General features: G+C 34.8%; 31 protein-coding genes and 1 pseudogene. 10 read left to right on the forward strand and 22 right to left on the reverse strand.

Annotation, left to right across the window (positions count from 1 at the left end; all coding sequences use genetic code 11):
- Window positions 1-260: 260 nt before the first annotated feature.
- The 3 genes from N178_RS25540 to N178_RS20340 form a co-directional block, all read right to left on the reverse strand.
- Window positions 261-941, reverse strand: coding sequence for a hypothetical protein (locus tag N178_RS25540; protein ID WP_052942417.1), 681 nt, complete (start codon window positions 939-941; stop codon window positions 261-263).
- A 230-nt stretch (window positions 942-1171) separates the two neighbouring features.
- On the reverse strand, window positions 1172-1312 hold the full coding sequence (locus N178_RS26790; protein WP_160297364.1) for a hypothetical protein: 141 nt from the start codon (window positions 1310-1312) through the stop codon (window positions 1172-1174).
- Between the two features lie 138 nt (window positions 1313-1450).
- Window positions 1451-2008, reverse strand: coding sequence for a hypothetical protein (locus N178_RS20340; RefSeq protein ID WP_045294436.1), 558 nt, complete (start codon window positions 2006-2008; stop codon window positions 1451-1453).
- Window positions 2009-2284: 276 nt separating this feature from the next.
- Here N178_RS20340 and N178_RS20345 point away from each other — a divergent pair, with 276 nt between their 5' ends.
- The 3 genes from N178_RS20345 to N178_RS20355 all read left to right on the forward strand — a co-directional run bounded on the left by N178_RS20345 (window position 2285) and on the right by N178_RS20355 (window position 3621).
- Window positions 2285-2728 (forward strand): thiol-disulfide oxidoreductase DCC family protein, encoded by a 444-nt coding sequence (locus N178_RS20345; protein ID WP_045294437.1) that lies wholly within the window; start codon window positions 2285-2287, stop codon window positions 2726-2728.
- On the forward strand, window positions 2721-3143 hold the full coding sequence (locus tag N178_RS20350) for a hypothetical protein (protein WP_045294439.1): 423 nt from the start codon (window positions 2721-2723) through the stop codon (window positions 3141-3143). The genes N178_RS20345 and N178_RS20350 overlap by 8 nt, the downstream gene beginning before the upstream one ends.
- A gap of 259 nt (window positions 3144-3402) precedes the next feature.
- On the forward strand, window positions 3403-3621 hold the full coding sequence (locus N178_RS20355) for a hypothetical protein (RefSeq protein ID WP_045294441.1): 219 nt from the start codon (window positions 3403-3405) through the stop codon (window positions 3619-3621).
- 150 nt (window positions 3622-3771) lie between these two features.
- Here the strand turns inward: N178_RS20355 and N178_RS20360 are convergent, their stop codons facing one another.
- The 8 genes and pseudogenes from N178_RS20360 to N178_RS20395 all read right to left on the reverse strand — a co-directional run bounded on the left by N178_RS20360 (window position 3772) and on the right by N178_RS20395 (window position 8188).
- Window positions 3772-4176 (reverse strand): hypothetical protein, encoded by a 405-nt coding sequence (locus N178_RS20360; RefSeq protein WP_045294442.1) that lies wholly within the window; start codon window positions 4174-4176, stop codon window positions 3772-3774.
- 87 nt (window positions 4177-4263) lie between these two features.
- Window positions 4264-4746, reverse strand: coding sequence for a hypothetical protein (locus tag N178_RS20365; protein WP_045294443.1), 483 nt, complete (start codon window positions 4744-4746; stop codon window positions 4264-4266).
- An 80-nt stretch (window positions 4747-4826) separates the two neighbouring features.
- Window positions 4827-5195 (reverse strand): hypothetical protein, encoded by a 369-nt coding sequence (locus tag N178_RS20370; protein ID WP_045294444.1) that lies wholly within the window; start codon window positions 5193-5195, stop codon window positions 4827-4829.
- 172 nt (window positions 5196-5367) lie between these two features.
- Window positions 5368-5640: pseudogene (locus N178_RS28060) on the reverse strand (DUF5412 family protein); the annotation flags it as partial.
- Between the two features lie 277 nt (window positions 5641-5917).
- Window positions 5918-6514, reverse strand: a complete 597-nt coding sequence (locus N178_RS20380) for a hypothetical protein (RefSeq protein ID WP_045294445.1) — start codon at window positions 6512-6514, stop codon at window positions 5918-5920.
- 20 nt (window positions 6515-6534) lie between these two features.
- A complete protein-coding gene (locus N178_RS20385; RefSeq protein WP_045294447.1) occupies window positions 6535-7092 on the reverse strand; it encodes a hypothetical protein in 558 nt (185 codons plus the stop codon).
- A gap of 22 nt (window positions 7093-7114) precedes the next feature.
- Window positions 7115-7420, reverse strand: a complete 306-nt coding sequence (locus tag N178_RS20390) for a hypothetical protein (RefSeq protein ID WP_045294449.1) — start codon at window positions 7418-7420, stop codon at window positions 7115-7117.
- A 96-nt stretch (window positions 7421-7516) separates the two neighbouring features.
- Window positions 7517-8188 (reverse strand): DUF3885 domain-containing protein, encoded by a 672-nt coding sequence (locus tag N178_RS20395; RefSeq protein WP_045294451.1) that lies wholly within the window; start codon window positions 8186-8188, stop codon window positions 7517-7519.
- Window positions 8189-8473: 285 nt separating this feature from the next.
- Here N178_RS20395 and N178_RS20400 point away from each other — a divergent pair, with 285 nt between their 5' ends.
- Window positions 8474-8899, forward strand: coding sequence for a hypothetical protein (locus tag N178_RS20400; protein WP_045294453.1), 426 nt, complete (start codon window positions 8474-8476; stop codon window positions 8897-8899).
- Window positions 8900-9380: 481 nt separating this feature from the next.
- Here the strand turns inward: N178_RS20400 and N178_RS20405 are convergent, their stop codons facing one another.
- From N178_RS20405 to N178_RS20415, 3 genes are all read right to left on the reverse strand, one after another.
- Window positions 9381-9926 (reverse strand): YxiF family protein, encoded by a 546-nt coding sequence (locus N178_RS20405; RefSeq protein WP_045294456.1) that lies wholly within the window; start codon window positions 9924-9926, stop codon window positions 9381-9383.
- A gap of 114 nt (window positions 9927-10040) precedes the next feature.
- Window positions 10041-10499 carry a GNAT family N-acetyltransferase gene (locus tag N178_RS20410; RefSeq protein ID WP_045294458.1) on the reverse strand — a complete coding sequence of 153 codons (459 nt, stop codon included), beginning with the start codon at window positions 10497-10499 and terminating at the stop codon, window positions 10041-10043.
- Window positions 10486-11919, reverse strand: a complete 1434-nt coding sequence (locus N178_RS20415; protein WP_045294460.1) for a class I adenylate-forming enzyme family protein — start codon at window positions 11917-11919, stop codon at window positions 10486-10488. Before N178_RS20415 ends, N178_RS20410 begins: the two co-directional genes overlap by 14 nt.
- A 154-nt stretch (window positions 11920-12073) precedes the next feature.
- On the opposite strand from N178_RS20415, the gene N178_RS20420 reads away from it, so the two are divergent.
- Entirely contained in the window at window positions 12074-12631 is a 558-nt protein-coding gene (locus tag N178_RS20420; RefSeq protein WP_045294461.1) for a biotin transporter BioY, read from the forward strand.
- A gap of 13 nt (window positions 12632-12644) precedes the next feature.
- Window positions 12645-13739 (forward strand): acetyl-CoA C-acyltransferase, encoded by a 1095-nt coding sequence (locus N178_RS20425; RefSeq protein ID WP_193377166.1) that lies wholly within the window; start codon window positions 12645-12647, stop codon window positions 13737-13739.
- 11 nt (window positions 13740-13750) lie between these two features.
- Here N178_RS20425 and N178_RS20430 read toward each other — a convergent pair whose 3' ends face one another.
- The 6 genes from N178_RS20430 to N178_RS20455 form a co-directional block, all read right to left on the reverse strand.
- Window positions 13751-14407, reverse strand: a complete 657-nt coding sequence (locus N178_RS20430; RefSeq protein ID WP_045294463.1) for an MtnX-like HAD-IB family phosphatase — start codon at window positions 14405-14407, stop codon at window positions 13751-13753.
- Window positions 14408-14424: 17 nt separating this feature from the next.
- Window positions 14425-17631, reverse strand: coding sequence for a DEAD/DEAH box helicase (locus N178_RS20435; protein ID WP_045294465.1), 3207 nt, complete (start codon window positions 17629-17631; stop codon window positions 14425-14427).
- 132 nt (window positions 17632-17763) lie between these two features.
- On the reverse strand, window positions 17764-18981 hold the full coding sequence (locus N178_RS20440) for an MFS transporter (RefSeq protein WP_045294467.1): 1218 nt from the start codon (window positions 18979-18981) through the stop codon (window positions 17764-17766).
- Window positions 18981-19520, reverse strand: coding sequence for an NADPH-dependent FMN reductase (locus tag N178_RS20445; protein ID WP_045294469.1), 540 nt, complete (start codon window positions 19518-19520; stop codon window positions 18981-18983). Before N178_RS20445 ends, N178_RS20440 begins: the two co-directional genes overlap by 1 nt.
- A 139-nt stretch (window positions 19521-19659) precedes the next feature.
- Window positions 19660-20298, reverse strand: coding sequence for a response regulator (locus N178_RS20450; RefSeq protein WP_045294471.1), 639 nt, complete (start codon window positions 20296-20298; stop codon window positions 19660-19662).
- 15 nt (window positions 20299-20313) lie between these two features.
- A complete protein-coding gene (locus N178_RS20455) occupies window positions 20314-21432 on the reverse strand; it encodes a GAF domain-containing sensor histidine kinase (protein ID WP_045294473.1) in 1119 nt (372 codons plus the stop codon).
- Window positions 21433-21768: 336 nt separating this feature from the next.
- Between N178_RS20455 and N178_RS20460 the strand changes: the two genes are divergently transcribed.
- Both N178_RS20460 and N178_RS20465 read left to right on the forward strand, forming a co-directional pair.
- Entirely contained in the window at window positions 21769-22107 is a 339-nt protein-coding gene (locus tag N178_RS20460; protein ID WP_045294475.1) for a hypothetical protein, read from the forward strand.
- A gap of 95 nt (window positions 22108-22202) precedes the next feature.
- A complete protein-coding gene (locus tag N178_RS20465; protein ID WP_028408390.1) occupies window positions 22203-22487 on the forward strand; it encodes a hypothetical protein in 285 nt (94 codons plus the stop codon).
- 44 nt (window positions 22488-22531) lie between these two features.
- On the opposite strand, the gene N178_RS20470 is transcribed toward N178_RS20465, so the two are convergent.
- Window positions 22532-23089 carry a helix-turn-helix domain-containing protein gene (locus N178_RS20470; RefSeq protein ID WP_045294477.1) on the reverse strand — a complete coding sequence of 186 codons (558 nt, stop codon included), beginning with the start codon at window positions 23087-23089 and terminating at the stop codon, window positions 22532-22534.
- Window positions 23090-23174: 85 nt separating this feature from the next.
- Between N178_RS20470 and N178_RS20475 the strand changes: the two genes are divergently transcribed.
- Window positions 23175-24152 carry a DMT family transporter gene (locus tag N178_RS20475; RefSeq protein ID WP_045294479.1) on the forward strand — a complete coding sequence of 326 codons (978 nt, stop codon included), beginning with the start codon at window positions 23175-23177 and terminating at the stop codon, window positions 24150-24152.
- Window positions 24153-24197: 45 nt separating this feature from the next.
- On the opposite strand, the gene N178_RS20480 is transcribed toward N178_RS20475, so the two are convergent.
- Window positions 24198-24986, reverse strand: a complete 789-nt coding sequence (locus N178_RS20480) for a DUF4240 domain-containing protein (protein WP_045294480.1) — start codon at window positions 24984-24986, stop codon at window positions 24198-24200.
- Window positions 24987-25348: 362 nt separating this feature from the next.
- On the opposite strand from N178_RS20480, the gene N178_RS20485 reads away from it, so the two are divergent.
- Window positions 25349-25777, forward strand: coding sequence for a GNAT family N-acetyltransferase (locus N178_RS20485; RefSeq protein WP_045294481.1), 429 nt, complete (start codon window positions 25349-25351; stop codon window positions 25775-25777).
- The last annotated feature ends 39 nt before the right edge of the window (window positions 25778-25816 follow it).

Raw genomic sequence — 25816 nt, forward strand, 5'->3', positions numbered from 1 at the left:
GAAAGAGGTCTCATTTATGAGTTATGCAGCTTTTTATACATCATTGATTTATCAACGTTCTATCCAAGGACATTTGCCAAAATAATGTATAAAAAGTGCTTTTATTCATATGCCGAAGAGCGAAAATAATTTACAAGTCGATTAGTAAGTTAATCACCACTTACTGAAAAAGCTATCTTATTTCATGAGATAGCTTTTTATTTTTAGCTTTTATAGCATGCTTTCAGTAAATTTAAAAATAGAAGTGAAAAAATATCTGATTACTTCTTAATTTTGTATTTTCTAAAAGCTTTAACAGGAACTTTAGGTTTTTCAAAAAATTCGTGGTCATGATAAGGCATTCCTACCAAGTCCCAATCAAATTTATCCTCTACACAAGAAATAAATAAGTCATATCCCTCATTATCAGAAGGTGATAAAGTTGTTCTTATTTCTCCATATTTTAAAGCAATATCAATAGCATTACGCATTTCTTCTAGTGCTGTACGATTAGCTACGATAAAAGCATCTCCGTGCCACATATCTTGACCGTATATATGACATATTGGCATAGGCGTGTCTTCATCATAACCATGATTTATAGCCTTATTTAATTTTTTAAATATGATTTCAGGAGAATCGGTATCTAAATATGTATCCATTCCGAATTCCCAATAACCGCCTTGAACGCCTGCTACTCCAAATTGAGATGTAAATTCATCATATAATTCGTTGTTTTCTATAAAGAGATAACGATAAGGATCTTCCCAATCATCGACTATGTAAAAACAATTTATTTGTTTTTCATTTTTGCTATAAACAAAACGGTAAAGGGTAGTTGTTAGACGTTCACTTTCTTCCAACTTAAATTTATATTTTCTAGCATTCTTTGGTTTTAGTACTTCATCTTGAAAAGGTGTATATGGTATATAAATAGCTGTAAACAATTTTGCAGTTGTCATTTTCTCACTCCATTAACGTAAAATACCGGAATCTAAGGAACAAATATTTTATAAAAACTTAACATCTAATTTAAAATACTGTGAGCATTTTTAAGAACAATATAAAAAAATATAGGATAGACAATTACAAATGAGACAGTTAAAATCAAATGTCTGATGTAAAATTTATCTTTTAAATTTTTGCAAACACAAATAACTAATCAAATTAAGCACAAGAAATTAAAGAAAAATCAAATACCTCCTATTCCCCAGCCTAAAAAACCTAAAATAAAGAAAAATGGAAATATGTATCCGATAATAAAAAGAAAAACAAAGATCCAACCAGCTATTGCAAAATTACGAGTAATTTTCCCTATAGTTTTTTCATCCACTATTTATTTCACCGCATTTCTAATGAGTATTAATTTATTTTTAATTATAATAGAGTTAGCATAACCTTCATTATAATTAGCGAAAAGGACTCAATCGATTAACGAATGAGTCTACTTGTTTAAAGTAAATATGAATCTTTAATTACTTTCAGATTCTCCATAAAAGGCGTTAGCAGCATAGCCGACATCTTTTGAGTTCTTACCTTCAGCAAAATGTGAATAACCACTTTTCCCTTTCTGTTGTGTATGGCCGTTCATAATATCCTCTATATCCTGTAGAATACCCTGAGCATCAGATAGTTTTTCACCATCTGGAGCTTCATAGATAAAAATACTATACAGACCTACTACATTTTGTATATCTTTGCGTATTTTTTCATTATGAATATTATAGGTTTGATCTGCAATTAACTTTTGGTCTTTGATTAACTGTGAACAATTAGCCTCTACAAAACGTTTTACTTGCTCTTCTTTATAACTATTCATCATATTTGACAGAGAGTTATTAACTGTACGGATAGCTTTCTTTACATTATCATCTTCACGGTTTGCTGTATCCACCTTTTCATTCCCCTGTGTTGCTTTAGTCTCCATAGTCTTAGATTTACTGTCTATAAAATTGAAGATGTTTACAGCACCGAAAATTAACAAACCTGTTACCACTGTACATACAAATAGCAATCTTAATTTCTTCATTATTTTCTCCTCATACTTATAATGAATTTCCTTTTGTAAATATGTAATATATTACAAAACTATGTTAATTTTATCATAAAATCCATTTTATAAGTTGAATATATTGCAAAGTGCTAGTTACCACACTGTCGTTTTTAGGCACTTTTAATAAAAAAATGAAGCTCATCTAACAAAATTGTAAGCCCGTCTTACATTATTGTTAGGTGAGCTTTATTAAATCTCGTATTATAATTATTTGTAGAAAATATTTACAATTAATTAAAGGGATGAAATATATTGAAGGTAAAAAAAGACAATCAACCTATTATTCTGTTTGATGGTATATGTAACATATGTAATCATTGGGTCCAATTTGTGATAAAAAGAGATCCTAAAGGCATATTTAAATTTTTATCTCTTCAATCAGATTTAGCACATTTATTGATAAGAAATCACAATCCGAATAATACACAATTGAATTCCATTATTTTAATTGACAAAGGGCAGATATATACGGAATCTACAGCAATTTTACATATTATAAACAAGCTTACCGGACCTATAAGGTTTTTCATTCTCTTTTGGGTAATACCTGAAAAAATTCGAGATAGAGTGTACCGTTTTATTGCAAAGAATCGATATCGATTCTTTGGGAAAAAAGAAAGTTGTCTCGTCCCTAGCAAAGAAATACAAAATAGGTTTATTAAAACGAAAATAGAAAGTGGGAAAATCAATGAATAGAAGCACATTTCGAAAAAAGCTTAGAATGACAATTATCACTACATTTAGATGGTCTTTAGCATTAACTTTCTTGATTTACGGTATTGCCAAAATCTATCCAGGCCAGTTTTCTACAGGCGACTTTATATATGACTCGACAAAGGACTCAGCGATGCAACTGGCTTGGCACTTCTTTGGGTATTCGGATACATATAATCTTTTTATTGCTTTTGGAGAAATAACAGCAGCCTTATTATTAGTAATTCCAAAGACAGCAACTTTAGGAAACATTATTTACTTACCTATCACAGTAAACATTACTATTCTTGACCTTTGTTTTGAGATACCAGCTCGTTCTGTTACCATCTTGTTAACCTGTATGAGTATTGCTTTACTTTTCTTTGAATATAAAAAATTAAAAAAAGTAATTTTTTGACTCTCCAGTAACAGCTGAAACGCCTATCCAAACAGGCTTTATGAAAAAGAAGGTGAACATACAATGATTGTTCTACCTATTATATTGGTCAGTTTAGGAATTTCTTCTTTTTACTATTTCATTCTAAAAAAAGAAGCTTGAGATGAATACCATATACAGATTCAATTAACATAAGCAGCATTATAGGCACACTTATTAAAAATACATTTATTTCTTTTTATGGTAAAATAAAAAGTGATGATGTATAGGAGGATTTACTTTGATTAAAAATTTGCCCTTGCTAATTTCCATTTTAATAATTGGAGTTAGTACTTCTACAATAAGTGTGAACGGACATCTACCTACTTTTTTTGAATGGACGTTACCAATTATGAGTATTATTTTAAATACTACTGCAGTTATAGGATTATATTTACATGTATTTGTATATAAATCTATGAAGAACGCAGAAGATAACCTAAATGAGGTTATTAAATAAAAGAAATTTATTTATTCACTATGAAAATTTATTAAAAAGAGCTAATGTAGCTCTTTTTAATTTCCATTTTATAAATGTATGCTATATCCAAACATAGTTACTATAATGTGCGTTATGGGTAGAAAGGCTATCTAAATATATATTAGAGTATTAGCCATCAATAATCTGTGATTCCTTAACATTTAAAATTTCAATACTGTTACAATAAAAGTCGATATCTTCATTTTCTACGTCTCGTACTTGGAACCTAATGTTTTCCCAACTTCTATCACTAATATTTATTATTTGTAGTATAGATAGTTGTATAGCTCCGCCATTCGCAAATAGTTCGAAATTTTCTACTCCATAAAAATTCATACTGACTTCATAAAAGTTATGAGTCCCTTTAGGTTGTAAAAGAAAAATTATATGTAAATTAGTTTTGTTTTCTTCATCAAATAAAAACCTGTTGCTATATTCTATAAAATACCTTATTTCTGTGATGTATTTCATATCTAATAACGAAAATTCTGGTGAAAGACTATTTAACAAATGAAAGTTCTTAATATTTAACACTTTAAAGGTCCCCTTTTTAATAAAATATCTCAATCGCTCACACATACAATAAACTATTAAAGTTACCATAATCAGCATTCTATAAGTTTATTCAAAGCTTTCAGGAGACCAAACTGCTATATCATCGCCTGGAGTTGCTACTAAAAGCCAATCACAATTACCACCTGCAAAATGATCCCCTAGTTGCCAGCACTCATAATTCGAATCGTGACCGTTTACAAACAAAATGCTGCCTGATTCAAATGAAATAATGAGATGGGGCGACCGATGACCTATTTGAACATTGACTACTTTTTGTCTCTTAATATCCCAAATATGCTTAAAATGCTGTTCTTCGGTATGTGCGGGGACTTCTTTCTCTGAGGATGGGTAGACAAGTGGAACGTCATCATATACCGTCCACTCTGTTTCAATCGTTAAAACGAATGCATCATCTTCCTTTCGATCGTAGTGAGTAAAGGTCAGGCAAATGGTAGAAACCTCACACGTGAACTTTATTCCATCCATTTGACTACCCACAAGTAAATACTGTAAAGCTTTTTCTGCTAATCTCTGATTGTCTATCTTCAAAGTCGTTTCTCCTTTTAAAGTTTTTATCCTTATTATTTCATGTATGAGTGCATATATTTACAATTACTATGATATGCGTTCTAGGAATCTAAAACTTCTTTTAGCAAAACTTTAAATTTGGGTCTAAATACTAAATCCATAATCATTATAAAACGGTCAATTCCTTGATCTATAAATAATCGAATTGCTTTGCTTTCTTTATTGTCATTCATGATCTCAATCTTTGTAACTGATTCGAGTCTGTAGTAAAAGATTTCATCATCTTCTAAATCCGTTACTGAAAGCGAGAAAGAGTTATAGAATGGTGAGATTTTCACTTCGAACCTGTTTATTTCGTTCGTAAAGATAAAAGTGGACTCATCGTACAAAAAGCTCTCATTTTGGTCCTTTTTAAGTGGAATACATTCAAATAATGAAATAAAGTCTAATTCTTCGGGACACTCTCGCATTTGTTTCCTCCTTGGTTGAAACTATCTATTTAAATAGATCCTTTTGCACAGTATTAAAAAAACAAAAATTCCTCAATTATTTTCCCATATACTTTAATACTCTTCAATTACCTTATGTATACCCCATAAAGCTAGTTACCGTAATCACAGTTATCGGTAGTATGAACAGAATTTAATCATCTACATCATTAGCATTAAATGTATCTTTTTTAACAGTTAATATATGGCCACTAATATTAACTGTTTTGTTATTTACCCATTTAACTTTGGCGGTTTCTTGAGGATAATTCCAATAGATATTTTTCCTTTTATTAAAAACCTTCTTTGTATAAGTCACTTCTCCTCTAATAGCAAAAGGTGTAGTCGCTCCACCACTTGAACGATAAATCTTTACTATGTAATCACCGTTAGGAGATGTACTTTGAGAAATATATTCTCCCTTTGGAGCAAATTGTAGATAACTAGGAGCAAAAAGAAACCACTAAACAAATCCTATAACTAGAAGAGCGCTTAATGCAGCCAAACATACTATATAACGTTTTTTCAATTTCTAACCTCTATTCAGATGAACTAAATTATAATTTTGTTTCTATCTGATTATATATCAGAATTGAGTTAAAAAATCATGAATTTAATATACATCCGTAGTTAACATAATGTGCGTTATTGATACAAAAAAAGGAACACTCTGTGATGGGCGTTCCTTTTCTCTAATCTCAATTTCATTTAAAATACTTATCCATTCTTTGCTTTAAATCTTCATAATTTTCCTCGGTGGCTCGTTTGAGACCATATGTAAGAACATCTTTCGCTTTCTTTTTCTCATTAGCCATTAAATAAAAATCACATACTCTTTCATAAAATACATCTTCTTCATTCAAGGCCATCTCAGCTGCTGTATTCCAATCTATAATCTGTTCATAATGAGGAATACCTATATTTATTACATTTTGAACAAATTTACTAAACTCTTTTTTATCTGACTTTTTATTGTAAAGTGTAAAGTGTTCTTCATTACCTTCTAACCAGTTAGGAATATTCCAATCTATGCTGGCAACAACTACATTATTAGCTAACTGTGTATCCCAAGTTTGCTCATACCATTTCCCATATTCATTTGACGATACATCCCACATAGTCCAAAAAATGCATTCATCTTGGGAGCTATACTGACTAATACAAAAAGATAAACTTAAATTGAAATGCCCTGTCTTTCTAGATAATTTAGGTGTGCTTTTGGCATATTTAAAGCCTAAAGGCTCTAAGAGAGGAAGGAGATCAGTTTTAATATAAAAATTAAGTAAGTCTTTTGGTTTCATGATTTCTCCTCGATTAGATGCTAAAGTTGATTTCCATTAGGTAGCAGCATGTAGCTAAAATATTCTTGAAAAACACCCGTCCCTTTAAGCATATTCTTAACAGTGGTAGAATGCTTTTCTACTGCGTTACTATAAGCCGGATTTCTGGATGGAGTTCGTCCGGAAAGGTAAATAAGTTCTATAAATGGATCTTCCTTGTTCAAATTGAAGGATTTATTAATCAGTGATTCACCGAACTCTTTTGTTTTATCGTAATCTTCTCCAAAGTATTCTGGAAACAACTCAATCATAAAACCAAAAACAGCATTAAAAAATGCATCTTCTTTAAAATGGATGATTCCATATTGATAAAGTTCCTGCAGCAATTCTTTGTAGTCATCATGATCACTTTCTTGTACTTTACTCGTGTTTTCTACGTCCCATTCTACAACTAAATACCAACATAAAAAGCTAAGTTTCAGAAAAACCTTCAAGTCATGGGGGTTTTCTTTCCAATTATGATATAACTTATCCCTTGCTGAATTCCAATCAGATTCTTTTTCCAACTGATCAGTATCTTTCAGCTCCCAATTTTTCATAAATTACCTCCAATATGCCTTTTTAGTCTCCTGCTATAGATATTTTTTGGATTTCGTGATTACTCAATATTTTTATTAATTCACTTAATGCTGAATGATAATCTTTAGGGATAAATATTTTTATGTTCTCTAAATCCTTTATAAATTTATCAATTTCGTCTCGATCAAATTCTACGTTAGTCAAATAATAATCTCTAATTTTTCTTAAATACAAATAACTTCTCCAGTTATTATTTGTGTAAAACAGAGCATCATGTAGTGACTCCTCAATTTCTTTAAAATCAAGATACTGATCTTCTTTGCCGTACATCTCCATATCAAGTCCCATGTACTTCCCTCACTTTCTAATTAATTTATCTACCTAAAATAATTATGCTTTATGAATATTTTTCCTCTAATTAATCGCATTTAGCTCAAGAATCCTTTATTTAAAAAGTTGATTAATCTCTGTTCGACAATTTTCATCGACTAAGTGATAGTACTTTTCATAAGTTGAGCGTATAGACTCTTTGTCCCTGGCAATGACTTCACAGCCTCTATCGTCGTAGATAAAAAAGATAAGATTTTTAGTTACATTCACGAAAAATAAATCTGGATAGTACGAACCTGCTATTTTACCTAATTTAGGCTTCAAGGGAAAATCCTCATTACAAGCAGCTTTAATTAATAAGGTGTATCTAATATCTTGTTTACGACAGCGTAAATAAAATTGGGAGGTGCTATACTCATCAGCATCTTCCTCCTCACCAAATACATAAGGTAAAGTTTTATGTTTTAAACTAAATTTTAAGTCTTTATCCTTTATATAGCGATTATAGACCTTTATTCGCTGTCCTCTGTTTTTAGAGGTTTTGTACTGATAAACATTTGTAACAAGAATTATTTCGTCATGTAAAGAAAATAAATCGTTAAAAATAGATAATGCTTGACTGTATACTTGTTCAAATCGATTAAGGTTTATCTGGTCCTTTTCACTTGTGAATTGATAAATTTCATTTCCTAATTCAAAGTGAATACCTGTATTCCATTGATAATAAAGGCTTGGCTTCAAAATAAGACTTGGAAAATTGATATTAAGGTATTCCTTTAACTCCATAAGCCTCTAACTCCATTCTTTCGCTCATTATTTAGTAATATTCTCATTGTACTAAACTACCCCATTAGCATAATAGAAAATGCTGTTGTTTTTGTCATATTAATTTATCGAAGATATGATACATAATTATTGTTTAAAATTATCTATCATAAAAAGTCCGTAAAAATATAAATTTCCGGACTTATGTGCTCTAATATCTTGAAAAAGCTCCTTTGTATGTACTGTTGTGAATAAAAAGTTATTATGGTATAAATCTACTATAATATAACAAAGTAGGTAATTTATATGTCGAAAGGTAAAAGTTTTTTGATTTTATTTGTTCTATTGATTTCTATTGCTCTTTTCTTTTTTGTACTCAAAGAAGATGGAGAAATCAAAAGAGATAATATAGAAATAGGATATAAAACAAATGATGAATCTCAACAAATTATTAATCCACGAAATAAGGTGGATCGAAACAAGGAAATAATTGTATCTGCACATTTCAAAGCCAATTCGGGAAAGGAAAAACAAAATAAAAGGTTTGTACTAAACTTAGCTAATATCGAGGATAAGAGCAATGTTTTAATAAAAAAAACTATTCCTAATGATGAGGGTACTTCGGGTTATGAATTTAAAATTAGTCCAGGGAAACTATCTGCGGGAAAGTACCAATTTTCTTTGTATAGAGATAATAATTTGAGCGTAGAAAAAGTCTTTACATTTAAATGATAGAGAATATGTCGTCCGTAAAAGTATACTTTTTTGAACTTTTGATTTATATAGAAAATGTATCATTTTCACCGTTCGTTTAAGTTTTGAAATAATATACGAACGTTCTCTAAAACACATAAAACTTTGCGAACGTTCTTGTTAGAAAAAAATGATGGATTCAAATCGAATCTTGATAGTGTGTTAGAACAAATAGCTTAAAAATAGTAGGGTTCCACATCAAACTTTTAATATAAGTTTTGAAAAAGAAATGTGGCCAGCTTGAGATGAAAAATAATTGCTTATAGTCATATCTAAAAAAACACACCTTATTTAATTAATAGGATCTTCTCTCATTATTTCTTTATATTGAAAGAGCTTTATTTACATACGGTGTTTTACACCCTTAATCATGTGGAAACCAATAAGTGCAAAAAAACTGGACCTAGATTTAAAATAATCGAAGGTGCAGTTTTTATTAAACATTGTAATTTAATCTTCCTTATTCAATTCCCCAATAGAAAATTGAGTCCATTCCATACTCATCTTCACTGATGAAAATGCCAAATTTCTCATCAACATTTATGAGTATGAACCAGAAATAAGCTTCAGAATTATTAGCTTCTGTATAATATAATACACTTTCTAAGTTTTCATAAAAATCTTTTAATTCAATTATTAAATTAGGCAATTGTTCATGTTTTCTACCATTGTAAATTACAACTTTTTGATTAAGATAACCCTTTATTTTGTTTTGAAATTCTTCTAATTCAACTTTTATTCTTTGTTCATCATGTTTGAAGAATGCCTTAAGTTTAAGCTTTGACGAATAAATAAACTCTAGTTTGTCCAAGTAAACTTTTTCGTTATTTATCTCAAACGATGAAATATCTGGAATGCATTTTTTGAAATCTTCTTCAGCTCTTTTTAAGTAGTTTTTTCTCTTTAATTCAGCTATTTTTTCTTTTCTTAAATAGTTATCTATTGTTCTTCCCTCGCTTTTTGTATCCTGAACGATTTTCTGGGTAATGGGTGCTTCTTTAATCATATCTACCTTTTTTATAAGGATTTAATCTATCTATCACGTGAAAATACGGACCTCTTCCATTTGCATTCCAGTACAGTAAAAAACCCGTGGGTATAGTATAACCCACGGATTTTCTTACAGCTCTTTTTCCAAGCAGTTAACTTGATTATGATGCAGCGGCTTAGTGGCGTACTGGGTAAAACCAAGGCGTTCCCAAAACAGCTTGGCTCTAGGATTTTGAGACAGAACCCCAAGACGTAGAACGGAAATTCCCTCTTCTTTTAGCTTGTCTTCAAACGCTAGATACGCCTGCGTTCCGAAACTGAAATTGTGATAGGCGCTATGAATAATAAAAGCTCCAATCCACGGATGATCATCGTTAGGATTTTGCTTCATGTAATCAATAACCCCTACGTATGTATCGTCGGCTTTTATAAAATAACTGTCTGTTTTTTCGTTCATGTATTCTTTAAAAAGCTCTTCTTCCCTTCGCTCTTTTTTGCCGTTTTCTAACACGTTATAAGCTTCGTTTGAATTGATAATCTCTGACACAATATACATCGTGTCAGCTGTAATGGGTTCAAATGAGATCATATGTCTTCCCTTCTTTCTCTGTAAAGTAGCTGTATATCGTTGCTTTGTCAATTTTACCATTTTTCATTCGCGGAAAGGACGTTAAAATTCTCCATACGCGCGGGATTTTATAAGCAGATACTTGTTTTGTCAGCGCTTGTCTTACTTCAGAAAGAGAAATGTTCTCTAAAACAATTGCTGCACCTACGACTTCTGAACGTTCAGCATCTACTACACTAAAAACGGCTGCTTCGCTAACGCCCGGTATTTGTAAAAGCAGCTCTTCAATTTCTTCAGCATATACTAAGCTTCCGCTGCTTTTAATCACATTTTTATCTCTCCCTACGATGGTAATGCTTCCGTCTTGAAGCTGAACCGCAATATCGTGTGACGTAACATATCCGTTAAAAAATGAGCGGTCCGTTTCTTCGCTGTCCTTAACAAACCCTTCGAATGCTTGAGTTGTTTTTACAAATAACGTTCCTTTGTTTCCTTTTTCTACTTCTTTTCCACGTTCGTTCAGGATTAAAACGTCTACACTGTCAACAGGATAACCTACTGTATGAGGCAGCGTTTTAGCGGTATGTGGTGAAAGTACCGTAACAAATCCCATTTCAGAAGATCCGTAATATTCATAAAGAGAGGCAACAGGAAACGCTTGTGAAAATTTCTTCCGAACGGAAGGAGATAATTTATTTCCTACTGAAATTACGGTCTTTGGCAGAAGTTGTTTTTCTTTTGATCTGCTTTGTGCATAACGAAGTAACGGAGAAATTAATGCGGGTGTAATAGACATACAGCTAGCTTCTTTGTTAAAAACAGACGAAGGTGTAAATGCTTCTAGCATGAGAGCGTGCATGCCGCTGCAAAGCGCATGCAAAACCGGGTAAAGCTGGGCGGAATAAGAGATATGTAAAGGAACAAGCACTTTGTCATGTTGCTCTAAAGAAAATATATCCGACCACTCTTGAAATGATGAAGACCAAGAATAATGCGATTTTACAAATCCTTTTGGTCTCCCTGTTGACCCAGAGGTAAATCCAAATAAAAATAGGTCGGATAGTTCATTTACTTGCCGTAAGGGCAGCATAGCTTTCTCTTCTCTTATTTTAGTTAGAGAAGATGTTTGCCATAGCCAATTCGGGGATTGAATAGAAAAATAGGTATCCACTTCAGCCTCTGTTGACTCATTGTGTAAAAGCATTACAATTCCACCGGCTTTTAAAATCGCTAAAAATGACACCACAGCTGCTGCATTGTTTGCCATACTTAAAGCAACAAGCTCTCCTTTTTCCATCCCTTTTTCTTTCAGCTGTTTTTCGGCTTTGCATACACGATCCCACATTTGACTGTAGCTCAGCTCATTAATAGAATCCGAAAGTGCCAGTTTGTCAGGCGTTTGTTGGCACTGATAAAAAATTAGTTCTTCAATTCGTTTCATTACTGCGTAAACTCCCTTTTTATTTTACTCTTAGTGTACCGTAAATGTAAATTTGAGAAAAGAAAAATGTAAACTTATAAAAATATAAAGTTGACTAATTTAAGTTTAATAAGATAAGATAGTCATGTTTTATCATACATAAAGGAGGTTTACGATGAAAACAAAAGATATGACATACGTTGCTTTATTTACGGCTGTAATGGGAGCGCTAGGGCTTGTTCCTCCTATTTTCCTATCATTTACTCCCGTTCCTATTACTCTTCAAACGATGGGAGTTATGCTGGCAGGAGGTATTCTTGGGGCTAGATTAGGCGCATTAAGCCAATTTATTTTTTTATGTTTAGTAGCTGTAGGAGTCCCTTTGCTTTCTGGAGGGCGCGGTGGTATGAGCGTATTTTTTAGTCCAAGTGCTGGCTATTTAATCAGCTATATATTTGCAGCTTTCTTTATAGGATGGACACTATCCAAGTTGAAAAACCTTACGTTTACAAAGGTATTCATAACAAATGTCCTGTTTGGAATTTTGCTAGTTTACGCTTTTGGCATTCCTGTACAAGCGATGCTACTTCACATACCGTTCTGGAAATCTCTTCAATTAAGTTTAGTTTATATTCCCGGTGACTGCATAAAAGCAATCATAGCGGCTTATTTAATTACAAAAGTCCGAAAAGTAGTAACCGTAACTGGTCGTTCCAATACGGCTTCTATGTAAGGAAGTGATGACTATCTACCAGGCGGCAGTTGTAAAAGCGAAGCGTACAGTGATTGGAAAAGAAAACGGCGCACTTAAGAATTTTCACGTTCAAGAGCTAGCGGCTCCTTTATTGAAACATCTTAGCGCTGGAATTGAACATGAAATTGATGACGTTATTTTAGGAAATGTTGTAGGTCCAGGAGGAAACGTAGCTAGGCTTGCCGTTTTAGAAGCAGACCTCCCTTTTTCTATCCCGGGAATGACTATTGATCGTCAGTGCGGAGCTGGTTTAGAAGCGATTCGAATGGCCAGCTATTTGATAAAAGCAGGCGCTGGAACGTGTTATTTAGCTGGAGGCGTTGAAAGTACAAGTACTTCTCCTTTTGAAAAAAGAGCACGTTTTTCTCCTGATAAAATTGGTGACCCCGACATGGGAATTGCAGCAGAAAACGTAGCCCAGCAATACAACATATCTAAAGATCAGCAGGACAGATATGCTCTTTTAAGTCATGAAAGAAGCTGGGAGTCTTTTGAAAAAAGATTGTTTGAAGAAGAAACGCTTCCTCTTCCAAACGTGATGCACGATGAAGCATTTATGAAAAAACGAAACCTAACAAAGCTGCTGCAAAAAGCCAGCCCCGTCTTTTTGAAAAAAGAAGGCACCGTCACTGCAGCAAACAGCTGTGGAATTAATGACGGAGCCTGTATTACACTTGTGATGGAAGAGACAAAAGCACGTGCCTTAGGCTTTGAGCCCGTTTTACGTTTTATCGACGCCGATATTTCAGGAGTGTCACCTCTTTACCCTGCTATTGCGCCCGTTTCTGCGATTAAAAATATCTTGAAGCGAAATTCTCTTACGGTAGATGATATTGACTTATTTGAAATCAATGAAGCCTTTGCCGTTAAAGTTGTCGCTTGTATGCAAGAACTGGGGATATTACAAGAGAAAGTGAATGTTCGCGGAGGAGCATTGACCCTAGGACACCCTTACGGAGCGTCAGGAGCTATTTTAGCTACGCGTCTTTTTTATGAAAGCAAGCGCTGTGACGTGCGATATGTCATAGCTGCTTTAGGAAGCGGAGGCGGAATAGGAACAGCGGTATTATTTGAAGTAATCAAATAATACCGCTGTTTTTATGCCTTTTTTATTACATTATGTTTCATCAAATATTGCTCAATATCTTCAAATGTCTCAACTGGAACAAATGAAACGTTTTGTTCGCGCAGTAAATCTTGCAGAGCATCTTTCGCAAATGTAACATCTGCATATTTTGCCGGATGTGAATCCGGCTCGCTGTCACCGGCAAAATAAATCGTTTCGTATGTCTCTTTTAGTTCTTTAATAACAGCCGATTTATCAATGCCGTAGCGTTCTGAATGCCATCTGTGAGCAGGGTCTAGACGCAAGTGAACGTTGTTTTGATGGAAATATCCTTCATTCGAATAAACTTCAACTTTTTCAACACCGTATTTATCTAAAATCGGTTTAATATAGTACGTTGTTCCAGCGCTTAAAATATAAAAATCTCCGCCGTTTTTCTGAACAGCTTTAATAAAAGCGGGCACGTATTCATCAATTGGAATATTCACTACTTCTTCTAAAATTTTTGGTTCTTCTTGGTGAATGGATTGAAAAACAGTAGATAAAAAATCAATATCTTTCATTTCTCCTGCTTTCCATCGGTGGAAAAGTTCTTCACCTTCTGGAAAATACTTTTCAATCACAATCCAGTAAAAATCTTTTTTTGAAATGGTTCCATCAAAATCTGATACAAACGCCCATTTTTTCATTCCTCACACATCCTTTGCTACATACTAAGCAGTTCTCGAAGTTCTTCTTCTGTCAAACTAGAAAGCATTGTTTCTCCCGGCTGAATAACCTGTTCGATGAGTTCTTTTTTCTTTTGCTGCAAGTCGTAAATTTTTTCTTCGATGGTTCCTTGAGAAATAAGCTTGATGACCTGCACAACATTTTTTTGCCCAATGCGGTGTGCACGGCCTGCCGCTTGTTCTTCAATAGCTGGGTTCCACCATAAGTCATATAAAATAACTGTATCGGCTCCCGTTAAATTTAAGCCTGTGCCTCCGGCTTTTAACGAGATTAAGAAAATGTCTTGTTCTCCATTATTAAATCGATCCGCCATTTCCACTCGTTCTTTTGATGGCGTCTGACCGTCTAAGTAAAAGTAAGAAAGGTTTTCTTTTTGAAGCTCTTCTCGAATAATATGAAGCATGCTTGTAAACTGCGAAAAGATTAACAAACGTTTTCCGTTGGCAACCGCATTTCTTGTAATCTCAAGCAGCTGCTCTAATTTGCTTGAATACCCTTCGTAATTTTCAACGAATAAAGACGGATGACAGCAAATCTGGCGCAGTCTTGTTAATCCCGCCAGGATCTTCATTCGGTTTTTATTAAAATCTTCACCGGCTAAAGATGATTTTAACTGTTCTAAATAGCCTACATATAACTCTTTTTGTTCTTTAGTGAGCTCAGATAAATGAGTTGTTTCAATTTTATCAGGCAGTTCTTTTAATACATCCTTTTTTACTCGTCGCAGTAAAAATGGTCTTACAATTCGACTGACCTGCTCCGATGACATGTTTTTAAATTGGCGGAGCCCTGGAAATAAACCCGGAAGAATGGTCTGGAAAATTGACCAAAGCTCGTCAAGTGAGTTTTCAATAGGCGTACCGCTCAGCGCAAAACGTTTTTTAGCTGAAATAGTCCTAACAGCTACTGCTGTTTTTGTTGTATGATTTTTAATACTCTGAGCCTCATCTAGAATTAAAGCATGAAAATGAAGGTGCTGATACAAATCAATATCTTGACGCAGCGTTGGATAAGATGTGATCCATACGTCAGCTGTTCGTTTTAGCTTCTCCTCACGCTCACTCGGCGTTCCTGTAATGGTTTGAACCGTTAAATTCGGTGCAAATTTCTCTAATTCGTTGCGCCAGTTATAAATCAAGGAAGCCGGCACAACAATTAAAAAGGCACTGCTATCCTCGTCATGATCTTTTTCAGATAAAATATAGGCAATGCTTTGAAGCGTTTTTCCAAGCCCCATATCATCAGCCAGTACGCCTCCTAAAGAGTAGTGAGACAGAGATTTAAACCACTTAAACCCATTGCGCTGATAATCACGCAGGGATGCCTGCAAGGATTCCGGTACTTCCCAATCCATTTCCTCCGGAGATTTGAGCTGTGTAAGTAATGTTTTAAATGCTGAGCCAAACTTAGCAGCTGATTTATCACCCGCACTCATAATTTCTTCCACTTGCATTCCTCTGTACAAAGGTACTTGCAATGAGTTATCCTTTAAATCTTTTTCCGTTACGTTCAGCTCACGAAACAGATTTTGAATATGTTCAAAGCCTTCATTTTCAAGAGGGATAAACGCACCGTTATCTAGACGATGATAGCTTTTCTTTTCTAAAACAGATTTTAAAACATCTTGAACAGTCTGATGATTAATGTCTCCTAAATCAAAATTAATTTCTAATAGTCCATTGCTATTTTGAATGTCAACCGTTGTTACTGGCGCAGAAAAATCCGTATAAGCATAATCTTTCATCTCATCCGTAATATACACATCCGCTATTTCATCAAGCTTTGGAACAATATGAAACAAAAATTCATATAAAGATGATTCGTCTTGATTTAAGTACAGCTGATTTTTATAAATATTTAAAGGAGCCGTTTCAATTAAGTCCATAACGCGGTCTTCTTTTTCTAAATCTCGTATTAAGATTTTATCGTATTTTTCAGACCGGGGTGAAAATGGATTAATCGAAATCTCTCCGTAGTTGTACCGAAGCGTCACAAACAGCTGTTCATCCTCACGGTCAATAAATACTTTTGCTTTTAGTTCAGGTGCAATAATTTGATGGGAGACTTCTTTTGCGATATCCACTTTCCCTACTTTTTTTAGTCCCGGAACAACGTGAGATAAAAAATTGCCCATCTGCTCTTCTGCTATAGGTACGACTGGCTTCAAAGGAGCCGTTTTTCGAAGCCCTTCAAGAAGCATCCGCTGATCTTGAGATAGCTCATAAAACGTCCCTTTTAAAAATAGCCAGCCGTATCGATCGAAAAATGAAGCTTGATGAAGTTCCGTAAAGTCTAGCTCAAACCCAGCTGCCGGGTGCTTGTTTAATTGAAACGAAAAAGGAGCTGAGCTTTCAGCAAAGATAATATTTTCATACGAATGCCCTTCATGAATAAAAGTAAAGTTTCGACCTTTAAGCAATTGAAATAACTCTTTGGCTACGATGGATGGAATGATTAATTCTCTGTTATTTGCGGACGAACGATACATGGAATAGGAATTTTTATAAAATGATTCATTTGTCATAATATCCATCAGCAGCTCAATGATTTTCTTATCTTCTTCTATAAAAAAATGTTCCGCAGGGTCATATTCGAAGCGCTTGGTAAATTCATGAGTTTGGAATTCTTTAGCGTCTGTTAAAAATTCTTGAATGTTTTTTACTACGTACGTCCGGTCGAAGCCTACTTTCATTTCAAGCGCTACGTACATTCCTTCTGAACGTAAAAATTCTTCTGAGTAAGACTTACAAATAAATTCTACTTTCAACGGATCTTTATCTGCATATTTTCTGTGATCGCTTATGGTTTGCTGATAGCTTGAAAATAAGTCGATAAAATGATTTACATTTTCGTATTCTTTGCTTTGGCGAAAAGGCTTTGTTTTAATTGGCTGCGGCTTTGCGCGCTCATCGCAAATGGTTAATAAAACAGCTACTTCGTGTTTGCATTCTGAAAACTCGTGATAAGCAGGACAATCGCAGAATGAATAAAAAGAATTTCCTTTTTGTTCAACCATTACCGTATACATTTCCGCACCTCGAACGGATGCTGTCCACGTAGTGGTCTGTTCATTGTATTCCAAATCAAGCACACGCCCCTGCTTGTAATACGTGTGTCCTCTATAGTACGTTCTGCTTGAGTACGAATCTTTTAATTGTTCTTTGTTTAATGTTTTATTTATCATCGCTTCACAATCTTCCAATCGCATAACAGTCAATGCTGCTGCTGTTTAATTTCTATTCAGAACAAATAATGTCCAACGTCATAAACGTTGAACATTATTTGTCAATTCTTCTATTATAACATGCAACAGACATTATAAAACACTCTTAAGCAGTGCAGACTGTTTTCGCTGTTTTCTTTTGTAAAGTATCCAGCCTGCTCCGGCGGATGATAATAAAAGCAGGCTAAGTCCTAAAAAAGCAAGTCCTATATGATCATTAGCCGTAACGTACGTAAAAAAGAAAATCAATAAAATACGAATCCCTAACGTAATAAAGCGAAAACAGCTGTCCACTCTTCCCACGATAATATTCGGTATTTTCTGCATCATAAACGTATTTCGAGCTACTCTTGTACCTGCATTTGCAAAAGCAAGAAGAAACACAATAGAAAAGTAAATGGGCAGAAGCTTCATAAAGAAGATGATCGATATTCCGAGTGCAAAAAGGCTTATATTAAGCATAATGGTTAGCTCAGTACCTGTTCTTTTCATAATAGATACGACGAATATCCCTGCGGTTAATGCTCCGAAACCATATACGGCACTCTCAATCCCATACGCTGCTGGACTTGCTTTTAATTTTTGAGTCAGATAAATAGGAAACAAATAGTTCGTCATCATCACAGCAACGAAAGGCATAAAAGAAAGCAGTAAAAAAATAGATACCGAGCGATTTTCTTTTATGAATGCTAATCCCTCTATCATCGCAGTGTGTTTTTTGTCGCTTCGTTCCCTGCTTTGTTTATAGGGAATACTCAATAGAAAAAGGAATGCAGCTATATACGTAGCTGCATCGACTATTAAAATCCATTGAAGCGACCAACGAGTAATGACTAGACTGGCCAGAGCGCCTGCAAGCATACTAGATAGCTGACCTTGTATTTCCATGATACTGTTTAATGATTGAAACGCATCTTTTGAAAAAATTTCTTGATTTAACGCAAAAATCGTTGGATAAAAAAACGTGTAGTAAAGGTTTCCGGTTCCGTACAAAATGACGTAGTGAATTGTTGAATAGTCTGTAACAAAACCAACGATAACAAATAGCATGACCGTGGTAAAACCGATAAGTTCTACCGTTAGCAATAGCTTTTTCCGTGACATTTGATCAATAAGAATGCCAATATACGGAGTAGCTGCAAAGCTAATTACCGTCATAATCAGCATAATTGTGCCAAATAGTTTATTCCCATTTGGGGACGCAACCAACAGTAAAGGAATGGCAAGCATTGTAATACCGGAACCGATAGAGGATAAAACATTAGCAGCTACTACGGCTTGAAAGCGACGGTCTTTATAAAGCGCCTTCATCACACATTTTGCTTAGCTTCTAAAATTTGCTTAGATACTTGTGTATAAAGAATCAGTTCGTTAACTAATTCATGAATTCCGTCAGCTGCATTTTTTCGTAAAGTCCCTTTTTCTACGATGTCTGCAGGGTCTAATACCAGCTGCTTAGATAGAACATTCGCATACAAAGCGCGAGCAACGGTTCTAAGGTTGTTTAAAGCATTAATGCCTCCTTTTCCTCCTCCTGCTACCGCTAAAAGTGCCACGGGTTTATGTGCAAAATACGCGCTGTTTAAAAAGTCAAACGCATTTTTTAATGCTCCGCTCATAGCTCCGTGGTATTCCGGCGTTGCAAGTAAAATAGCATCTGCTTTTTCTATTTTTTCAATTAGCTCTTGTACTTCTTCTGTTTCATACTGATGAGGTTCACCTGTGAATATAGGAAGCGATAATTGGCTTAAATCTAGAAAAGAACTTTGATAGCTTTTGTAAAGTTCTCTCGTCACTTGTGTTGTTCGGCCTGTTTCTCTAGGACTTCCATTTATAATAAGTATGTTCATATTTATCTACTCCTCTGTCGTTTGGTTATATGTATAGTATATGGGTGATCAAACTTTTTTTCGTCCTGCTATTGATAGAAAGAAAGCTACCAATATGGACTGAGGTGAACAGAGAAAAACCTACAACTAAAGTCGTAGGTTAGGAAATTCCGTGCTGAACAGCATATAGAGCAGCTTGAGTGCGGTCTTGAACCCCAAGCTTCGATAAAATATTAGACACATGTGTTTTTACTGTTTTTTCTGTAATATGTAAGGTAGCACCAATTTCTTTGTTGCTTTTTCCTTTTGCAATTTCTTTTAATACGTCTTTTTCTCGTTTTGTTAAGTGATCAATAAAATTGACTTTCTTTTCGCTGCTTTTGGTTAACCGTGTTAGCAAGTGTGTGGTGACTTTTGGATGAAGCTGATTTTCTCCGTTCATTAGCTTTCGAATAGCAGATACAAGTTCATCTGGATCACTTTCTTTTAACTGATAGCCTGAAGCTCCAGCTTCTAGTGCCGGTATCACGTGATCTTGATCTGAAAAGCTTGTTAGAATCATGACTTGTACATGCGGTGCTTGTTTTTTTAATTCTTTTGTTGCTTCGATTCCGTCGAGAAGCGGCATCGATAAATCCATTAAAACAATATGAGGTTCTAGAGATGTCGCTAACTTTACAGCTTCTTCCCCATTAGAAGCTTCTCCTACAATTTCTAGGTCAGGCTGTGTTTGTAAGAAAAAGACAAGTCCTTTTCGGACGACGTGGTGATCATCTGCGATTAAAATCTTTATTTTCATGTGCGCTCCTTTCCGTTATGAAAGAGGAATAGATACCTCCACAACCGTTCCGTTTCCTATGCTGCTTGTAACAGATAGTTTTCCATTTAATCTTTTTATTCGCTCATGCATAGTTTTTAGCCCCAGCGTCGGCAATTCTGCTGAAGCACTATACATAAAACCATTGCCGCTATCTCGGACTTTCATGATCACTTGTTCTTTACTTATATTTACGTTTAGATGTACCTCTGCCGTACCCGCATGCTTTCGGCAATTATTAAAAGCTTCTTGCCCAACTCTCCACAGTGTCTCTTCAATCACAGCAGGCAAAACGGACACTCCTTTAATTTGTTCTGTTACGTTAAGCCCTAGCATTTGACCATAGCTTTTTAACGCACTGACAATGCCGTTTTCTAATCCTTGAGGACGAAGCTGCCAAATTAATGCTTTCATTTCCACTTGAGCATGCTGAGCGGTTTCTTGGATTAAGGAAAAAGTCTCTTTTAACTGCACATCTTTTGCTAAGCTGCTTCCTGCTTTGGCTGTGACATTAATGGAAAACAACAGCTGATTAACAGAATCGTGAAGATCTTTGGCCAGTCTGTTTCTTTCTTCAATAAGTTTTATTTCCTGCTGAGATTGCGTCAGCTTAATTCGCTTGATAGCCGTGCCAATTTGAAGAGCGACGGATCCTAATAAATCAAGCTCTCGCTGTTCAAAATGAATTTTATGAGGGGCAGCTACATTTAATAATCCAAAGCGCTCATCTCCTGCTTGTAAAGGAACCGTTGCGTGATGGGTAACGTCGTGTGTATCTCCCCACTCATAAATGACGGAATCTTCAAGTCTCTTGCACTCCATAATATTAGACGCTTTTTGAAGCCGGCCATCCATATACCGATCAACACACCAGCAGCTTCCGTTACACATAGGCTGAGCGGTTTTATTTAATAAAGCTGGCGGCAAATGCTGAGTAGCAACCATCTCATGTTTTCCATTTTCATCAATAAAAAAGATCCATCCTGTTTGTAAATCTGTTATTTGCAGCAGTTTTAAAAGAGCATCGTGAAGCATTGTATGTAAATTAGTGCCTTCATTTAAAATCTCGGCAATGTCTTTTAAAATCTTAAGCTCTGAAATATGATCTTTTTCCATAGCTTCTCTCCTATATGATGTATTTTCCATTTTTTATTTTATCACAATTAAAGGTGATTCCGGCTAATAGGACGTTATTTTTAAGGTGTTTTTGCTTAGGTATGTAAGAATTTTTGACATCAATAATGAAAATTTCAAAAAGTATGTCAGGTAGTTTAACAATTAGCTAGAGTCTTTATGTAAAACGAACTATACTACAGATAATTCACGTAAGAAAAGAAAAAATGAAGGGAAATGAGAAGAAAAAAATATTAAAATTAATCCATTGAAAACGCTTCCAAATATGAAGGCATAGTGCTATTATATAATTATTAACAGAATAGGGATGTGAGAAAGATGAATAAATTATTTTTAGAAGAGTTACGATACATTATCTTGTGTGAAGTGCCTATGACAAAGTACCGAGTAGAGCAGCTTCAAGACAAATTTGATCAAAGCCCATACTTAATTAATGAACTTTATCAACTCCTATTCGAAAAGCGTCACATTTTAGCTTTTGTTGATGATATTGAATCATCCCTGTATGACTATATTGTGAATACAGAAATGATGGATGCCAAAACGTATTACGGAGCTATTGCACATGTAGCAAATCTTTTCGGCGAAACGCCTACATATATAAAATGCAAAATAAAAAAATATAGACAGTCTTCGATTTCAAGTATCAGTGCCTAAAAGTTGTGCACAGCTGATTCAAATAAAAAGCAGAAAAGAAATCCTAGCACAAGGGTTTCTTTTTTGTACCAATAACATATAGGGAGGAAAATAAGATGAAGACATTTTTTATCACAAATCGCTATTCGTTTCTTGAAACGCAAGTAAATGAATACATGCAATCGCTACTGGTAAAAACGCCTGAACAAGTTATTTTATATTTCGAAAGACAAATTCGAAAGTATAAAGTGTATTTACAGAAAAAACATCATTACCCAGAGTGTATGGTTCAATCTATCCACCGTTTGATTGAAGAATATTCATTAAGTATCATTAAAGTAAAAAAATATATTAGCTATCAAAACAAGCTGATGAATAAACAGCTATTAGAGCCGCAGTAAAACGAATCATTTTTTATGGTTCGTTTTACTGCGGCTCTGCCGCTTTATTGCTCATATTTTACTAGTAGATGCAGCACAGCGGGACGTTCTTCGAGATTTTTGTATGAGTGCGTGTGACTTCCTTCAAATTTGACCGAATCAAATTGGTTTAACTCGTATACCTCTTCTTCAATTTTTATTTCAACTCTTCCTTCCATTACCGTTGCTACTTCAATTAATCCTTTGTGATGCGGTTCAGGACGGTATGTAGCGAGAGGCGCAAGAAAGGCTCGGTACATTTCAATCGTCGAATCCATTTGGTTTTGAAACATAAATTCGATTTTCCACGCTTCATCTGGTCCTTTGAGAGAAAATCCTTCTCCGCACTTAGATAGGGATACTGAAGGCTCCACTGATACTAATTTGGTTAAAGGAATATTTAAACCTGTGGTTATTTTCCACATCACCCCTAAAGTAGGGTTGGTCTCTCCTCTTTCAATTTTCCCTAACGTGAGTTTGCTGACTCCTGTCTTTTCAGCTAGTTCATCCAGTGTCAAATGATTTTGTACCCTGATTTTTCGTAATTCACTGCCTACTTTTTTAATCATCTCTTCCGTATGCATTTCTTCCTTCCTTTCTGATATATATTATGATAAACTTTTTTGAGTAATTAACATATTATAATATATTTAATAAGGAGGGTAAACAATGAAAGCAATAATATGGGGACTATTATCTTCCATGTTCTTTTCCGCTACGTTTATCGTTAACCGAGCAATGAATGTATCTGGAACGAGTTGGGCATGGACTGCATCCCTCCGTTTTTTATTCGCTATTCCTATTTTACTCATTTTAGTACTGCTGCAAAAGAAATTTATGCCTCTGTGGAAGGAAATGAAAAAACATCCGTGGTCTTGGCTGGGCTGGGGTACACTTGCAGGAGTAGGTTTTTATTCTCTCTTAAGTTTTTCCTCGCTTTTCGGACCATCATGGCTGGTGGCGGGAACGTGGCAAGTGACCATTCTAGCAGGAGCTCTACTTTCTCCGTTGTTTTTTATAAAAGTTCAAACTGCAGAAGGATATAAAAAAGTGAGAGGAAAAATCCCGCTAAAAACGCTTAGCGTTTCAGCGTTTATTTTAGTAGGCGTGATTCTTATGCAGGTAAAAGAAGCAGAAAATATTACGGCTATGCAGTTTATATTAGGATTTCTGCCTGTTGTTGTCGCTGCTTTTTTATACCCGCTTGGAAACCGTAAAATGATGGAAATATGCAGCGGGAAGCTTGATACGTTCCAACGTGTTTTAGGAATGACGTTAGGAAGCATTCCGTTAAGTATTATTTACGCTATATACGGCTTCTTTACTACAGGTATCCCGAGTGGGCCACAATTTTCTCAAGCCTTTATCTTAGCAATGAGTTCAGGTGTAATTGCTACGATGACGTTCTTTTACGCAACAGACTTGGCAAAAGAAAATTTAGGTTTGCTTGGAGCAGTTGAAGCAACTCAATCAGGCAGCATGATTTTTACCGTGCTTGGCGAAGTGTTTTTATTAAATGGACGTATGCCAACAGGGATTGCGTTAGCTGGTATGACGATAATCGTAATTGGAATGATTATGAACAGTATGCTAAACAAAAAAACAAAACTGTCTTCGGCCGCCCCGGCACGTACTCTATCAAAATAAAAAAGAGGAGATGAAAATCTGTTTAAAGGTTTTCATCTCCTCTTTTTAATATTCAAGATGATTGTTCCAATAGCGACTCCAAAGCACAGGGAATCGCATCTGTAAACCATCCTCATCATCTTCATCCCAATCAAGATCCAAATCTTGCTCATCGTACCAAACTGGATCAAACTGGTCATATTTATCATAATAATAGTCGTTATCTAAACCTGTCTTTTCTTCGTAAGCTTCACACGCTACAGAAAGTAATTCTTCTAATTGAGGAGCATAGCCTTCTGCTTCCAGTGGTTTAAGCGCAGCAATCATCGTCTCAGGAGATTCAATTGCTTTATAATATATGTCTTTTCCTTGATATAAAAGCCAAGCTCTAAAATAATCAAAACAATCATCTGAACAACCACCCATTACAATATACGCTGCTGCCCACAATGAAGAAGTATAGGATCGATCAAAATGCTGATTTAATAGCTGATCAAAGCGGAAAATGTCCTTTTCAGAACGCTTTGCTAGCGTGGAGCGAAGCCATTCCATTTGCTCATCGACATCTAATTTTGTCTTCGCCTTTTTTATCAGTTCCCAAAAGAGTGCCTCTGACATCGTGCTGTCTTTCATTACTTGCATCGAACAAGTTAAAGGCTTATATCCTTTCTTCAATTTTGCACGAATCAGCTTTTCAGCTTCCGCTTCACAAGCTTCTGCGGAAACAAACTCTTTCACTTGCATGCGGCCAGCTGTATCAACTTTGCCAAAGTGAATGACTAACTTGCTGTCTCTTCTTTCAACTTTCCAAAATTTATTCGATTGCTCATCTTTATACACTAAGGTTATTTGCATGATACATTCCCCTTTTTCATCCCACTACTATTGTGAATAGTTCTCTTTTTACAAGTTATGTAGAGCCACGACGCTTCATAATCCCTTTTCTTTGCTTTTTTAACATGTTTCAGTTGATTTTAACTCTTTTTAAAGTTTATTAAAAGCTGAAGGGCTATTTTTGATCATACTCCGCTTAGCATTTAATTTTAATGCTATGATGCAGTTCAAACAGCGAGAAATTAAACATGATTTACGAAATATTTCAGTTGTTTATTTTTGTTGCATTTACAACATTTCGTTTTTCCTTTATACTTTTTTATATCAGATATCTTTATTATACAAAAAAGAAGCATAAATTCGCAGTAAAGGAAGGGTTTTCGATGAAAATTAAGCATGTTACAACAAAAGAGCAGCTTGAAGACGTATTTCATATACGTAAAACAGTGTTTGTTGAAGAACAAGGAGTGCCGTTAGAAGATGAATTTGATGAGCATGAAGAAACGGCAAAACATATGTTGATTTATTATAACAACGAACCAGCTGCTTCTGGAAGATTCCGCATAGTAGACGGTTTCGCTAAAATAGAGCGGGTATGTGTATTAAAAGAATTTAGAAAATATGGACTTGGAAAAGAAGTGGTGACCAGCTTAGAAGAAGCAGCGAAAAAAGAAGGCTTAACTCAATCTAAGCTTCACGGTCAAGTTCAGGCTGAACCTTTTTATCATAAATTAGGGTATAAGACTGCTTCTGATGTCTTTATGGAAGACGGTATTCCACACGTTATTATGAAAAAAGAGTTTACGTGTTAAAAACTCTTTTGCACAGTTGCTCTAGTAAAGAAAAAGGCT

Source organism: Priestia aryabhattai B8W22, from assembly GCF_000956595.1.
Lineage (GTDB): Bacteria > Bacillota > Bacilli > Bacillales > Bacillaceae_H > Priestia > Priestia aryabhattai.

Bases quoted from the DNA above. Each gene is read 5' to 3' on its own strand.
- N178_RS25540 (WP_052942417.1), bottom strand. From the start codon at position 941: ATGACAACTGCAAAATTGTTTACAGCTATTTATATACCATATACACCT.
- N178_RS20340 (WP_045294436.1), bottom strand. From the start codon at position 2,008: ATGAAGAAATTAAGATTGCTATTTGTATGTACAGTGGTAACAGGTTTG.
- N178_RS20350 (WP_045294439.1), top strand. From the start codon at position 2,721: ATGAATAGAAGCACATTTCGAAAAAAGCTTAGAATGACAATTATCACT.
- N178_RS20370 (WP_045294444.1), bottom strand. From the start codon at position 5,195: ATGCGAGAGTGTCCCGAAGAATTAGACTTTATTTCATTATTTGAATGT.
- N178_RS20380 (WP_045294445.1), bottom strand. From the start codon at position 6,514: ATGAAACCAAAAGACTTACTTAATTTTTATATTAAAACTGATCTCCTT.
- N178_RS20385 (WP_045294447.1), bottom strand. From the start codon at position 7,092: ATGAAAAATTGGGAGCTGAAAGATACTGATCAGTTGGAAAAAGAATCT.
- N178_RS20390 (WP_045294449.1), bottom strand. From the start codon at position 7,420: ATGGGACTTGATATGGAGATGTACGGCAAAGAAGATCAGTATCTTGAT.
- N178_RS20395 (WP_045294451.1), bottom strand. From the start codon at position 8,188: ATGGAGTTAAAGGAATACCTTAATATCAATTTTCCAAGTCTTATTTTG.
- N178_RS20400 (WP_045294453.1), top strand. From the start codon at position 8,474: ATGTCGAAAGGTAAAAGTTTTTTGATTTTATTTGTTCTATTGATTTCT.
- N178_RS20405 (WP_045294456.1), bottom strand. From the start codon at position 9,926: ATGATTAAAGAAGCACCCATTACCCAGAAAATCGTTCAGGATACAAAA.
- N178_RS20410 (WP_045294458.1), bottom strand. From the start codon at position 10,499: ATGATCTCATTTGAACCCATTACAGCTGACACGATGTATATTGTGTCA.
- N178_RS20415 (WP_045294460.1), bottom strand. From the start codon at position 11,919: ATGAAACGAATTGAAGAACTAATTTTTTATCAGTGCCAACAAACGCCT.
- N178_RS20420 (WP_045294461.1), top strand. From the start codon at position 12,074: ATGAAAACAAAAGATATGACATACGTTGCTTTATTTACGGCTGTAATG.
- N178_RS20430 (WP_045294463.1), bottom strand. From the start codon at position 14,407: ATGAAAAAATGGGCGTTTGTATCAGATTTTGATGGAACCATTTCAAAA.
- N178_RS20435 (WP_045294465.1), bottom strand. From the start codon at position 17,631: ATGATAAATAAAACATTAAACAAAGAACAATTAAAAGATTCGTACTCA.
- N178_RS20440 (WP_045294467.1), bottom strand. From the start codon at position 18,981: ATGAAGGCGCTTTATAAAGACCGTCGCTTTCAAGCCGTAGTAGCTGCT.
- N178_RS20445 (WP_045294469.1), bottom strand. From the start codon at position 19,520: ATGAACATACTTATTATAAATGGAAGTCCTAGAGAAACAGGCCGAACA.
- N178_RS20450 (WP_045294471.1), bottom strand. From the start codon at position 20,298: ATGAAAATAAAGATTTTAATCGCAGATGATCACCACGTCGTCCGAAAA.
- N178_RS20455 (WP_045294473.1), bottom strand. From the start codon at position 21,432: ATGGAAAAAGATCATATTTCAGAGCTTAAGATTTTAAAAGACATTGCC.
- N178_RS20460 (WP_045294475.1), top strand. From the start codon at position 21,769: ATGAATAAATTATTTTTAGAAGAGTTACGATACATTATCTTGTGTGAA.
- N178_RS20465 (WP_028408390.1), top strand. From the start codon at position 22,203: ATGAAGACATTTTTTATCACAAATCGCTATTCGTTTCTTGAAACGCAA.
- N178_RS20470 (WP_045294477.1), bottom strand. From the start codon at position 23,089: ATGCATACGGAAGAGATGATTAAAAAAGTAGGCAGTGAATTACGAAAA.
- N178_RS20475 (WP_045294479.1), top strand. From the start codon at position 23,175: ATGAAAGCAATAATATGGGGACTATTATCTTCCATGTTCTTTTCCGCT.
- N178_RS20480 (WP_045294480.1), bottom strand. From the start codon at position 24,986: ATGCAAATAACCTTAGTGTATAAAGATGAGCAATCGAATAAATTTTGG.
- N178_RS20485 (WP_045294481.1), top strand. From the start codon at position 25,349: ATGAAAATTAAGCATGTTACAACAAAAGAGCAGCTTGAAGACGTATTT.